Below are 12,951 nucleotides of genomic sequence, written 5' to 3' on the forward strand. Positions count from 1 at the left end.
CCGTGGCGAGCTTCGACGAGTCCGCCCTCGGCCGACGGAAGGTGCTGCCCGCCGAAGGGGAAGGAACGATCGAGCTGGTCGGTTGTGGACATACCGTCATGGATACCGAAATCGCCATCGTAGAACCGGAATCCGGTCGACGACTGGCCGATGACGAGATCGGCGAGATCTGGGTCAGCGGGCAGATTGTGGCACCCGGGTACTGGGATCGTCCCGAGGACAGCGAAAAGACCTTCCACGCCCGGATCACCGGCGAGAGCAGTGACCGTACTCATCTACGCACCGGCGACCTCGGTTTCCGATACGCGGGTGAACTGTACATCTGCGGCCGAGTCAAGAACCTCATGATCGTCAACGGGGTGAACTACTACCTCGAAGATATCGAGGCCACCGTGGTGTCGAGCCACGAGTCGCTGCGCGCAGGCGCGGTGATCGCATTCTCCCTGGAACGAAACGGACAGGAAAACCTGGTACTCGTCGCCGAATATCAGCCGGATCTGGCCCCGGCCGCAGAGGATCTGGTCACGGTAGTGCATCACATCGTGGCCAGGAAACACGGCATCACACCGATGGTCGTCCTGTTCATCGACCAGGGAACCATTCCGCGTACCACAAGCGGCAAACTGCGCCGCCAGCAATGCAAGATCGACTTTCTCGCGGGTTCACTCAGCGAGGTCCACCGTTGGGTGGACCTGGCTGCCAGCGAAACGTCCATCGCCGCAGACGGTTCGGCGCTTCCGGCCATGCGATCCGTGCGAGATCGCCTACAGCGGGGCCTGCTCGTGCAGGTAGACGAGTGGGTCGCGCAACACATGGCACCGGATGCACCGACAGTGGACGTCGATCGCACCCTCGCCGAGCACGGTATGGGCTCTATCGATCAGATGAATCTACATGCAAGGCTGGAAGAGTGGGTCGGAATGCGGTTCCCACCAGAACTGATGTGGGACGCGGCTTCGATAGCGGCCATGGCCTGCGCGATCGCCGAGCATCTCGAGCCCGGCGGCGGACACGCCGGCACGAACACCCAGCACGTCGGAGATTCCACCAGCATAGGGACACGATAAGATGAGAATTCGTTCCGCGGCCGCCACTCTTCCGTCTCGCACCGTCACCAACACCGATATCACCGACCTGATCGCCAAGCACAGCGCGGAAACCTTCACCGGTGACCTCGACGATACCTTGCGTAAGGTCGAATACTACTTACGCTACTCGGGTTCCGACTCGCGACAATGGCTCGATGAGGGGGAACGACCCATCGAACTGCTGCGTAGCGCCGCCGGTGTGGCCTTGACCCGAGCGGAGCTGCGACCGCGCGACATCGACCTGCTCATCTACACCGGCATCGGTCGCGGGTTCATCGAGCCCGGCGGCGCCTACCACTCGGCTGCTGCGATCGGGCTGGAGAACGCGCACTGTTTCGACATACTCGACGCCTGCATGAGCTGGACCAGGGCAGTCCAAGTCACCGAAGCATTGTTTCGTACAGGACAATTCAGCAATGCGTTGATCGTCAATGCGGAGTGCAACCTGCGGTCGGGCGGGGTCGTGTTCCCGCATCTGTTCCGCATTCCGCAACTGGACGCTCTGGAATCGATATTCCCCGCCTACACCTTGGGCGAAGCGGCCAGTGCAACCGTGCTCTCCGCCGAGGACAACGAGCCATGGGAGTTCCGGTTCGCCTCACGCCCCGATCTGGCGCCACTGTGCAATGTCACACTCGACGGCTACGAGGGCTACTGCGATCCCTCGGACAAGCTGGCTGCGAACGGTGTCGGCTTCTTCACGTCCTACGGCTTCGAGATGCACGAGGCGGGAACCGCAGAGGCCCACACGGTATTCGAACAGCTCGCGGTGCCCACCGATGAGGTCGCAGCGGTATTCACGCATGCGTCCAGTAAGCGGTACTGGCAGAGTATGGCCGACACAGTGGGTCTGGGTAAGGTCATCCACCACGTCTACGACCGCACCGGGAATATCGTCTCCGCATCGGTGCCCACCGCTATCGCCTCCGCGTACGAGCACGGTGCGTTGCGCCGCGGTGACCGCGCGGTCGGTTGGGTCGGTAGCGCCGGAATGTCTTTCGGCGCTTTCTCTTTTGTGTTCTGATGCCACATGCGGCACAGCCACACGTCTCCCGCCGGTTCCGCGATCGCCCCGACGAGCCAATAAGCCCAGCCACCACCGGACGACACTCTCGACGGAACCGTCCGGCCGGTGTGCCACACCTGCATACCCGTACGACGCCACCACCGTAGGCTCACTCTCCCGATACCACCCCGCGTCGCCGGGCACAACGGCTGGTGACCACGCCCGCGATCCTCGGGCCAGATCATCCCGGTCCGTGACAGGACATCATCCTGAATGCGGTTGGCCAGCTGGCAGGCAACGGAGTCCGATTCAACTCGGCAGCGGGGCGAGATCCCATCTCGACTCCCAGTCCGGGAATCCGCAGGCCGCCCCAACCGCCGAGCCGGTCATCGGCTCGATGTGGTCGGGGTGACAGGATTTGAACCTGCGACCACCCGCTCCCAAAGCGGGTGCGCTACCAAGCTGCGCTACACCCCGTGTTCCTTGCGGCCGGTTTGCTGCAAGGGTGGTCATCCGCCAGAGCGGGTGACGGGAATCGAACCCGCACCATCAGCTTGGAAGGCTGACATCCCGCTCATGCTTCGTGCAGTTTCACCAGGTCAGAGGGGTTTCACTGTTCCTGTGATGCCACACGGTACCTTAGCATAGGGTATAGGGATAGGGTATAGCGAATCGGGACACTGGCACTGGCGTACCACCACCTCCCGGCAAACCCTGGCATCCCACCGCTGTGTCCATGCAGCATCCAGAGTCCCCGGAGGTGACGAGGGTGGCACGTAGCCGCGAGAAGTACCGCACTCCCGGCAAGCGTCGGCGCCGCAACAAGGGATCGGGCGGGCTGTTCCAGCGTCGCGACGGCATGTGGATCGGGCGCGTGGAGATCCCGAACGAGCTCGACCCCAAGCGCTACCGCTCCGAGGTCTACTCGAGAGACAAAGCAGTCGCCTTGGAGAAGCTCGAGCAACTCAAGTTGGATATCGCCAACGGCCTCGAGCAGCTCCAGCGGGGCTGGACCGTCGAGAGCTGGACCGTGCATTGGATCGATGAGATCAAAAAACAGGAGCTGGGTCCGAATGTATGGCGGACCTATCGGTCCACGATCCGCCAGCAGATCATCCCCAGCATCGGTCCCGTCCGCCTCGCCGACCTGAATCCGGCGCACATCCGCCACCTACTGGACTACGTCCGACTGGCCACCGTGGAGAAGGAAATCGACGGACAGATCGTCGCGAAGCCGCGGTGGTCCAGCCGGACGGTACAGGTCGCCTATGACCGGATCAAAGAGGCGCTCGACGCGGCCGGACGGGAGCGCCCGCCGCTGATGCGGGAGAACGTCGCGAAACTCGTGCCGCGGCCGGCTGCCGTCTATGCCGAGATCCCGCACCACACGGCCGATCAGGCGCGCACGGTGCTCTCGACCGCGATCGAGCGCACGAACCCCTACGTGTCATTGCTCGCAGCCCGGTACCTGACTGCGATGCGCCAGGGCGAGCTGCTCGGTCTCGAGGAAGACCGGATCGACTTCGAGGCGCTCACGATCGACAAGTCCTGGCAGCTGCAGTGGCTTCCGCTACGGGAGGGCATGAAGTACAGCGATGACCCCGACCGATACGACGCGCCGAAGCACTACGAGATCCGGCCGCTGTACTTCGGAGCGGCGCTGGTTCGACCAAAGACACGCAAATCAATTCTGATTCCGATGGCGCCCGAGTTGGCGGCGATCCTGCAGGCGTACCTCGAACACCGCACCCCGAACGACTACGGCCTTATGTGGGTCTCCCCCGCCGGCAAGCCGATTCGGCCCGCCGATGACACTGCTGTGTGGACCGAGGCGTTGGAAGCCGCTGGTGTGCCGGTGATTCCAGGTCACGGCGGCCGGCACACCGCTAACAATCTGCTCGATATTCCAGAAGAGGATCGGATGCGGATTCTGGGGCAATCCTCAGTCGTCGCGAACCGCATCTACCGGAAGGTCGACCTCGAGCGCGCGCGGGAAGGCATGGGCGAATTCTCGCGGCTACTACTTCCACAAGTGATCGTGCCCACCAGGATACGCACCTAGGACGATTTGCTGTCAGAACAGTCGGAGCTTGCGTGGGAGATATCCGAGAGTTATTGTCAGCCGTCCTGCAACTTTTGAGACCACCGTGTGGGTTATACGATGGCTGATCCGCTCTTGATTCGGGGGATATTCGCCAGCCGTGGGTGTGACCCACTCATTGGGTGAATGCTGGAGGGGTGAAGCGGTGGCCCGGCGACCGTGCGCATCGGAGCACGTCAATACCAGATCACCATCCCGGACTGGCCGCACCCGATCCGGCTGTGGCCGCTGATAGAGGCCGGCCTGCCGGTGCCGCCAGCCAGCGAGGCCGCCGCCGTCCGCAACGCCGGCGGCGTGGCCCGCATCCAAACCATTACACAGGCCGACTACGACGCGGGTGTCCCGACCCCGACACCCTCTACATCATTAACGGATAGGAGACGTCATGGCAGTCGCCGCGCACTGGTACGGCCTCGGATTACGCGCGCTGGCCCGCGACGACGGCGATCAACCCCACGCCTACAGCAAATGTTCTCGGGCGCATGTCACTGGTCCCCTCATCGTGAATGAGCGGCGCAGCCGCTCGCGTGCAGCGGATCTGTTCAGTGCGCCTACAGACGCTACAGCAAGCGCCCGACCTCGGTCACAGGGTAGGGCTCTTTTCGCGTTCAACGCGGCGGCCAGTTCGCTATCGGTGCCGCGTGTGTTCACCCAGACGTTCGGCTTCTGCGAGGGCCCCGCAAGATGCCTAAAACCACACCAGCTTCGCCCACCGCCGTCGTACTCTCCTTGAGCGTGCCTACGATACCGCCGTGGTCACCGGTTCGACCCTGCCATACAGCAGCGGTCCGACCGAAGGCGTCAACACGAGGGCGAAGCTGATCAAGCTGCAAATGTATAGTCGCGCAGGCTTTCCGCCACTTCGGCACCTCCCCTCGGGTGAAACTTGATTCGCTACCACCGAATATGGGACGAACCCGGCGTGGGGCAGAGCCGCTATATGGACAGGCCCAGACTGCGCTGGTACCTTTGGGCCGAACGTACGGGGAGGGTTGCCTTGCAAGTCGACTACGGGCAAGCGCAGATCCAGGCGTTCAACGATGCCGCCGCTTCTGGGAATCTCGAGTTCGACGAGGGTGTGGTGCGGGAAGTTGTGCGACAGCTCGACACAGTGATCGACGGACTGCAGGCAGAGATCCGGACAGTGGATGCCGAATGCAGGCTCGACGGCATGGGCGGATTCCGGTCCTCACGGCAACTCGGGCAAGGATTCACATGGAAGGCCGAGCAATATCAGGAGGTATTGCAGCAGCACGTTGCGGGTGCGATGAGGCTCCAAGAAGCCTTCCTCCGCGCTGCGGGGCTGTTCGAGGAAGCCGACGGGCGGCACGCAGCCGCGTTTCGGGTGCTCGGTGATTCGATGGAGGCCACGTGAAGTGTGCGACAGTGATCATTTTCACGGTGGCGGTACTGATTTCGGCCGCCGCGTGCAGCACCGAAGAACTGGAGAGCGCAGATCCGGGAGCAGCGCCTTCGGCATCGGCGACGCTGGCGGTCTCGGTCGAACCTCCACCTCCGCAGGAAAACACGACACGTGCGGATGTCAAATTTGATCCGTGTAACGAAGTTGGCGATTCGGCAATTCTCTCAATCGGCTACGACCCGCGAACGCGTCAACGCGATGATCGAGTCGAGTGGGATCTATCGTCGATTGGCTGCACCTTCAGGATGAGGAACGAGGCGGGACGAACGGTCGAAACCCTTTCGATAACTTCGACAAACATCGGATTGGATGAATGGCGCACGAGGTATTCGGAAGTATCTCGCGAGGTTGAGATTGCCGGACGAGATGTAATCGTTTACCAGCCAGACACTCCACGGGTTTCGCAGATGTGCTTTCTGGACACGGCGTTCGATGTCGGATCACTGAGCATGTCCGTATACGTGAACGCTAACTACTCGGACTCTGATCCATGTCGCCGCGTTGTGGAGGTAGCCGAGATCCTGCTACCACAGGTCGCTGGAGCTTGAGCAGAAGCTACTCCTGAATCGATCCTGTTGTCTCGATCAGAACATTCATCAGAGCGGAGACCTGATCATCGGTGACTTGCGGGGCGCCTGCTGGCGTGGAAACGTCGATCGTTCCATGCCACCGCCCGATGATGGTCACTAATTCGACGGTGCTGAGGCCACTGTACGACAGGCGCTCTCGACGGTCCCGGATCCAGGCAGATTCCGGGTAGCCATTCAATGCTGTATATCCTGTTCGTGCCAGATCATCACCTTCGGCGTCGAGGTCGAGATCATAGTTGTACGACCACAGCCATGCACGCGCGCTGTGTTTGTTGTTCAGGCTTCCGCTGTACTTGCAGGCGACAGCATTGTCAATGGGCACATCGAGTCCACGGGTGGTGCCCTCGACGTTGCTGAGCTGGATGCCGAAATTCTTCCGCAATACTTCCTCGAAGGGGCCACAGAATATGCTGGCAGGCTGACTGCTGTGCGGCGCATCACGATCGGAAGAACCGGTATCTACAGGTACAGCTGGTCCGTCTTCAGATGCACCGCATCCAGCAATAGACCCAATGAACACTATTGCAGATGCGAAAATCCCGACCCAATACATCAGCGTTCGGCTATCGTTCCGCACTGACACGACCCGACCTCCTTCCTGTCAGGAGAGTTTTGAACTCTGGGAGCGGAAACCCTAACCTTCAACAGTCATGTCGCCGCCGTACGCCCTTCTGATACCGCTCCTCGATACTTGTCGATATCATCAACCAGCTCATCGCCGCCATATCCTTCGAGGACTGAGACGAGACTGTCAGTCAACCTGCCACCACTGGAATATGCCCCGTCGGACAACTGGTCATAACTGAGCAGTTTTCCCTCGGAGTCGAACAGTCCCGCAAAATCGCCGTCATGAGGTATCGGACCTCGGAGCATCTCAAGATTCTGGGCCATTTGATACCAACGGCGAGGATCGATGACGCTGGGTGATCCGCTGGCGTTCGGGTCCGCGCTGTCAGGGGCGTAGTAGACGCCGACGACGGCGTTTTTCACATAGGTGTTGGTAATATCGATGGCTGGGCTGGCCAGGTTGCTGGCCATATCTCCGACTGCCGGACCGATCACTGGCGTGTACTTGATTCCTGTGGTCAGGACACCTTTTATGGCATCGTATGCCGCACTCTTATCGGCATATGATTGTTTGGCATCGCTCATTTGGTCGGCAGATCTATCGTCCATTTCGATGGTTAGCCCACTGTCCACTAACCCTTCGAGGACTCCAACACTTTCGGCGAGGCTGCGCCGGGGTCCGTGTTCACCGTTCAGTGCCGAGTCGAGCCAGGCCGACTGGAGTTCGGACGCGGAAGTAAGGGCCTGCGCATTCCAGTAGGCAGCCACATCCTTGTCGGTATCCATGACCGCGAACACATTCTTCGCGTTCGTGAAATCCTGATCCCGCTTCGAGAAGTCGTCACCGAATCCCTGGGTTAATGGAGTATCGTCGTCTGGCACTGCGGCCATGTCGGGAATGTACGGGGTCAGGGATTCGGCCATGCCTTGCAAGAGAGCGGGGTTGCGTTGCCCGAGGGACTCGGTGTATTCGCCGTCGAGGTTGAGCAAGTGGTCCCTGTTACCGGCGATGTAGTCGGCGACCTCGCGCGCGGCGTGCCCGGCACGTTCGGCAGTCTCGGCATCAGGCGAGGTTGCGTCGTCACTGATCCAGGCGAACATTCCAGCGGCGGCTTGGCCATCATCATTCCACTCGTGCTCGAGCATGGGCGCGATAGTGGTGTCGAAGTCGTAGTCTTCGTTGAATTTTTGCCCGGGTTCGCCTTTGCCGAAGAGTTCGTCACCGCCCTCTCCGCTGATCAGTGCCCAGTTGGAGGTGTTGTTGCGAGTTCCGACGTCGAGCAAGTCGCGAGCAGCCTGCTCAGCGCGGCTGTCGATGATGTTGCGTTCGTTGGGGTTGACCGCGCTGCGGTACTCGCCGCTGTCGATGAGTGCGGTCTGATGGGCGGCCTGACGGGACAACTCCAGACCTAGGCGGTCGCCGGGCTGGTAGCCGTCGCCCGAGGAATTCAGGAAGTCGCCGAAGCGGTTCATGTCCCGGACGTATTCCTTGTAGGAGCCGGCCTGATTGCGGGAGTCCCAGGCGTTGTTGCGGTAGTCGTCGGGTAGCCGTGTGGTGTTGGCATCCGGGGAATCGGCACCGAGGTCTGGTCGGGTGCCGATGAGTTCTTTGACCTCGGGGCTCAGGTTATTCCAACCACCACGGTCGTCTTTGCCTGCACGATAGTCACGGCCGACGACCTGTTCGTTGGAGACGGTGAGTAGCCCATTGGCCAGACTCTCCCGCAATCGCGTGGACGTGGGGGTGTTGTCGTTGCGGAGCTGTTCGGATACGCCGATCAAGCCATCGCGGCCGGCTTTGTCGTAGAGCTCGGTGAGGTAGCTCATGGTGGATGCGGGGATGGTGACCTCTTCCCCGCGTTCGATGGCTGCAAGCTGGGTTTCAGTCAAGCCAGCAGCGGCGACGTTGGCGGCGATGCGGGCGATTTCCTCATCAGACAACTTGCCGTCGGCGATGGTTTCGCCATCCTCGCGGCCTTGCTCGGCGGTGAGCCCGGCGTCGACCTCGACCCTAGCGGAGTCGATACCGTTGCCCAGGAGGTCTCCCCGACCTCGGATCTCACCGGATGCCTCGGTGATCGCGTCGGCAGCCTCGGTGACGGCGTGAGAGAAGGAGTGGTAGGCGGAGTTGATCGCGTCTTGCCGTGCGGAGGCCTCGACCATGACCGCAGCACGCACATCCTCGGTGATCCGTCCGGCCGCACGGTAGTCGGCGGTCACGATCCATTCGTCGGACACGGTGAATACGACATCGTTCCCGTCGATCTCGAAATGCGCCTTGGCGTCGGCGACTCGATCGAGCAAGGTGGTGCGTTCCGCGGTGATCCGGTCGCCGGCGGAACGGACCGCGGCGGCGAGGTCGGCGACCTCGGCATCCAGGCGCAGGCCCTGGCCGTGTTCCTCCTCGATGCGGTCATACGCGGCGTCATGGGCAGCCCCGGCCCAAGAGCCGTGGAGGTCGGTGAAGTGGATCCGCATCCGGCCGAGTTCATGGGCGTAGGCGAGAGTGTTCGCATCAAGGACGTCAGCCCACTCACCGAGCTTCCAGGTCTGCCACTTCTGAACCTGCGGCAGAGTGACCATGAGCATGTCAATGGCCTTTCGGGAGCTGGAAGGCCATAGTGTCGAGTTGGGTCTTGAAGTCGGCGTCGGTGGCCTCGACGTCGTCGGCGCAGCGGGTAGTCAGCGTAGCGATCTGCCGAATCCGGTCGGCGACCCGCAGCCACGCGCCTTCGGTGTATTCGCCGGCGGTCAGGCACACAGCGGAGACAGGGCAGCCCGGCAGTGCCGCGGCAAGTCCCGAGGCAGCAGTACGAACATCGAGAGCATCGATCTGCTTGCCTACATCATCGAGCGTGCCGGCCAGATTGTGCATCTGCGAAATATCGGCGGACAGCATCCGCACCCCCCTGTCGTCATGATCACTTGGCTTTCCAGGATGATAGCGAGCCCGACCCCACCATCGCCACATTCTGCGCGGTGGCGGTGATCCGGAGCGCTTGGAGATCCCCTGCTGCGTGAGTAGGATTCCTCGGCAGACGAAGGGGGCATTCGACATGTACGACCGGGGCCACGACCATTCGATCGGCGCGGTGCTCATGGTGGCGGGGAGGATTCGATGACAGAGCGGCCGATCCTGTCAGGAGACGCCGCCGGACAGCGCGTCGCCGTGTCGGGGCAGCAACTGTCCCGCCACGATGCCGAGCTGATCAGCGGAGGTGTCGACGAGCCCTATGTGAACGATCCAGAAGCACCGCCGGAGACCATGACTCACCAGGACATCTGGAATTCAGCCCAAGAACTGGACCGAGCGCAGTCGGCGTTGTGGAACGCGTGCGTCTCTTGGGCGAACTCATCGATCTCGGTGACCGGCCTGTTCCAGCTGACCCGCATCGGAATACACAATGTCATGCAAGACCGGTGGGTAGGCGCCGCCGGACAAGCCGCCCTGGAAGCGACGCGCGCGTTCACCCAGAGCGGGGAACGCATGGGCGATGTGGGGAAGTCGGTGGCGATGCGCCTCGACCAAATCTACTACGCCACACAAGCCTTCGTCGCAGCTGTTCCCGAGCCTGTACATCCCGCGCCACCGGATCCAGACAACCCTGATGAATCCGTACTGCCCGGGTTGACCAACGGCGCCAAGGACCGTGCCGACTTCCAAGCTGCCGCCCGAGCTCGAGATCAAGCGATCGCCGCCGTGCGGACTACCTATCTCCCTGCTGTACCGACCTCCGGAAACGATGTTCCTGCCTTTGCACCGCCCCCGGAAACCGGTGCCGAAGCTCCCGTCATCACCAGCCCAGCAGCCTCGAGCACTCAATCGACATCGAACGAAGAACAAGGGGCAGTCGCGGACCGGGGACCGGAAGACGGATCATCGAACGACAACGGGCCACCATCCGACACGCAAGCCGCGGCAACAACAAGCACAGCCTCGACCGCGCAATCCGCGATGTCCACATCGCAGACCACCGCACCAGCCTCGACCGGCTCGGGCGCAAACCCTTCGGCCACGGCAGGCCAACCCACCGGAACACCACTGACCAGCACCGGGGCACCAGCTGGTGATCAAAACGCCAGAACCGAGGTTCGCGGAGCAGGAGGCGGTTCGGCCACTACTCCTGGCCCGCACAGACCGGTCCCCGGCTCGACCCCGGGTATCGGGCGAGTCGGCGGTCAACCCACTGCACTACGTCCGACTTCTCCAACTCTAGGAACACCAGCCACCTCTGCGGGGGCCTCAGCATCCAAGACCACAGCAAGCGGAGCAGGGCGACCAGTGGGACCAATGGCGCCCGGTAACGCACGCCGCAACGACGACACCGAACGCACCTCAGGTGTCCCCGACTACCTCAAACGCCAGCAGCCTGACCTCCTCGACCACCGCACCGTGGTATCACCGGTGGTCGGCGCGGACGACCAGCCGACCCCGACCACCACGACGAACATTCAGGCTGCACCTCCACTCGTGACGCCCCGCAACGCACTCCGGAATCTATTCTCCGAACCGGTCACCACCCCCGCACATGACAACAGCCCTCCCGACAACAGGACACCCGCCGCTCAAATAGACCAGGCTGCAAGGCATCAGGAGTCAGTATCACCAACCGGCGGTGAACGCGATACATCGCCCGCTGAGGGAAACCATCCGAATACTGGTGGTGTCGAACAAATCAGACCGGCCGCTAGGACCCACGGCGCGCCGGAACAGAATCCGCCAGCAACCGATCGGCCGTCCGTCGGCGTAGACACTGGGACTTCAACCCCGTCCGAGGCCGAACCGGCAGCATTCACCTTCTCCGGAGCCGGCCCCTGGGGCGCCAGCCCCGGTGGTACCGGACCGCGTCCGGACGATGCGCCCGAAGGGAACCGGTGAAGACTCGCAAACGATTCGCATTCACTGCCGACGAATTCTCTTGGGTTTGGGCCGAAACCGGCCTTCCCTACCCCGAACCGGTCAGTATCCGTGAAACACCCACCACTCCAACCGAGTACGCCATTCAACGCACCCGGATAGCTGACACCTATCCACACCACGGCGACCCAGACCTGTCCGGTCCTCTGAGAGTTCTCGCCAACCCTGACGTGCGGATCCTGGCTACCGGAATCGATCACCTCACCAACCACCGAATCCGCTGCCAAGCCGCAGCGATAGGCGAACTCGGTGTAATCCTTCACCAATCACCTGGTAGAACACCCGAATTCGGTGGTGACATCCGTATCGTCGTCACCCGCCGCAGCCATCTGGCTCGCTATGTCGCCGCCACGCTCCCCGAAGCGGCGCCTGGTAGCGCGGGTCCCATGACCGAATACACAGCACGAGTTCGCGGCGATGCCGAGCCCATAACCCGTATGGTGGCCCTCGACGGCCGCATCCCCGAAGACCAACGCATCCGAACCCTGCTACGTGCCCCACGTACTGCCGAAGGGCACCTCTGCATTGAACAATTCCTCCACGACCGCCGGCCTCCGCGTCCGGTCTACCTCAACTGGATCACCGTCGACCCCGCGCACCACGAGGGCGGCCGCTACCTCATCGACGTTTCCTACGACACCACCGTCACACCGGCTACCGACGACATCATCGCTGCCGAAATTACCTGCCGCGCCGAACTCGCCGATCTGGCCTAACCCGCTGGTACTCAGGTCGGTCCAGATTACGGCTCTGTCCCATATTCGGCGGTAGCGAATCAGGCAGGGGGTACCCTGTGATGCGGTGGATACCGGATCGCAGGCAAGATCTCGGACAGACCCTGCAGAGCGGAACTGCTCACCGGTACGAACGCCGATTCGGCATACTGGCGACCAGGACCCATCGCGCCACTGCACCCATCCCTGTGGCTCATCGTCCGGGGCGATCATCGGACGTACCGCTCGACGCGCTGGTCGGGCACGATCACACCCGCAGCGACAAGCGTCCCGTAGGCGTCGCGCTTGTCCGGGCAGTCACCGACGCTGCATGGGTAGTGGTATCGCATGACCTGATGGGCGATGTCGACCGTCATCCGGTCGGTGACCGGCTCTTGCGGTGGGTCTGCCTTGGCGATGACCGCCGTAGCGCGTACACGATAATGAGCAGTACGGCGACCCCGCCGGTAACAACGAGCACCGATACGTGATCCGTCATCGAAATCCCCTGCGACGTTGGATGAGTGGGCACTCACCCGGCGCCG

General features: G+C 62.2%; 12 protein-coding genes and 1 tRNA gene. 7 read left to right on the forward strand and 6 right to left on the reverse strand.

What is annotated here, in order from left to right; all coding sequences use genetic code 11:
* Both K940_RS0117940 and K940_RS0117945 read left to right on the forward strand, forming a co-directional pair.
* Positions 1-1,067 (forward strand): non-ribosomal peptide synthetase (locus tag K940_RS0117940; protein WP_028478667.1); only part of this gene is annotated, 1,067 nt, incomplete at its 5' end.
* 1 nt (position 1,068) lies between these two features.
* Positions 1,069-2,112, forward strand: a complete 1,044-nt coding sequence (locus K940_RS0117945) for a 3-oxoacyl-[acyl-carrier-protein] synthase III C-terminal domain-containing protein (RefSeq protein ID WP_028478668.1) — start codon at positions 1,069-1,071, stop codon at positions 2,110-2,112.
* A 382-nt stretch (positions 2,113-2,494) separates the two neighbouring features.
* Here K940_RS0117945 and K940_RS0117950 read toward each other — a convergent pair.
* Positions 2,495-2,571, reverse strand: a tRNA-Pro gene (locus K940_RS0117950).
* A gap of 292 nt (positions 2,572-2,863) precedes the next feature.
* On the opposite strand from K940_RS0117950, the gene K940_RS0117955 reads away from it, so the two are divergent.
* The 3 genes from K940_RS0117955 (at position 2,864) to K940_RS0117965 (ending at position 6,166) form a co-directional block, all read left to right on the forward strand.
* The gene (locus tag K940_RS0117955) at positions 2,864-4,156 is read left to right on the forward strand and encodes a site-specific integrase (RefSeq protein ID WP_028478669.1); all 1,293 of its coding nucleotides are present in this window, start codon (positions 2,864-2,866) and stop codon (positions 4,154-4,156) included.
* A 979-nt stretch (positions 4,157-5,135) separates the two neighbouring features.
* Positions 5,136-5,570: a hypothetical protein gene (locus K940_RS30930; RefSeq protein WP_155980939.1), complete on the forward strand. Its 435-nt coding sequence runs from the start codon at positions 5,136-5,138 to the stop codon at positions 5,568-5,570.
* An 11-nt stretch (positions 5,571-5,581) separates the two neighbouring features.
* On the forward strand, positions 5,582-6,166 hold the full coding sequence (locus tag K940_RS0117965; protein ID WP_196812255.1) for a DUF3558 domain-containing protein: 585 nt from the start codon (positions 5,582-5,584) through the stop codon (positions 6,164-6,166).
* A gap of 7 nt (positions 6,167-6,173) precedes the next feature.
* Here the strand turns inward: K940_RS0117965 and K940_RS0117970 are convergent, their stop codons facing one another.
* Together K940_RS0117970 and K940_RS0117975 are read right to left on the reverse strand one after the other, a co-directional pair.
* Entirely contained in the window at positions 6,174-6,791 is a 618-nt protein-coding gene (locus K940_RS0117970; RefSeq protein ID WP_155980940.1) for a hypothetical protein, read from the reverse strand.
* A gap of 65 nt (positions 6,792-6,856) precedes the next feature.
* On the reverse strand, positions 6,857-9,013 hold the full coding sequence (locus tag K940_RS0117975; RefSeq protein WP_196812256.1) for a hypothetical protein: 2,157 nt from the start codon (positions 9,011-9,013) through the stop codon (positions 6,857-6,859).
* Positions 9,014-9,046: 33 nt separating this feature from the next.
* Here K940_RS0117975 and K940_RS32415 point away from each other — a divergent pair, with 33 nt between their 5' ends.
* The gene (locus K940_RS32415) at positions 9,047-9,397 is read left to right on the forward strand and encodes a hypothetical protein (protein ID WP_155980942.1); all 351 of its coding nucleotides are present in this window, start codon (positions 9,047-9,049) and stop codon (positions 9,395-9,397) included.
* Here the strand turns inward: K940_RS32415 and K940_RS0117980 are convergent.
* Positions 9,366-9,674 (reverse strand): hypothetical protein, encoded by a 309-nt coding sequence (locus K940_RS0117980; protein ID WP_051407327.1) that lies wholly within the window; start codon positions 9,672-9,674, stop codon positions 9,366-9,368. The two genes, K940_RS32415 and K940_RS0117980, sit on opposite strands and share 32 nt — an antisense overlap.
* 240 nt (positions 9,675-9,914) lie before the next feature.
* A complete protein-coding gene (locus tag K940_RS33945; RefSeq protein ID WP_255342606.1) occupies positions 9,915-10,049 on the reverse strand; it encodes a hypothetical protein in 135 nt (44 codons plus the stop codon).
* 1,601 nt (positions 10,050-11,650) lie between these two features.
* Here K940_RS33945 and K940_RS0117990 point away from each other — a divergent pair.
* Positions 11,651-12,409, forward strand: coding sequence for an ESX secretion-associated protein EspG (locus K940_RS0117990; protein WP_028478675.1), 759 nt, complete (start codon positions 11,651-11,653; stop codon positions 12,407-12,409).
* A gap of 227 nt (positions 12,410-12,636) precedes the next feature.
* On the opposite strand, the gene K940_RS32420 is transcribed toward K940_RS0117990, so the two are convergent.
* Positions 12,637-12,942: a hypothetical protein gene (locus K940_RS32420; RefSeq protein WP_196812259.1), complete on the reverse strand. Its 306-nt coding sequence runs from the start codon at positions 12,940-12,942 to the stop codon at positions 12,637-12,639.
* Positions 12,943-12,951 lie beyond the last annotated feature (9 nt).

The sequence above is a fragment of the Nocardia sp. CNY236 genome (genome assembly GCF_000482385.1).
Lineage (GTDB): Bacteria > Actinomycetota > Actinomycetes > Mycobacteriales > Mycobacteriaceae > Nocardia.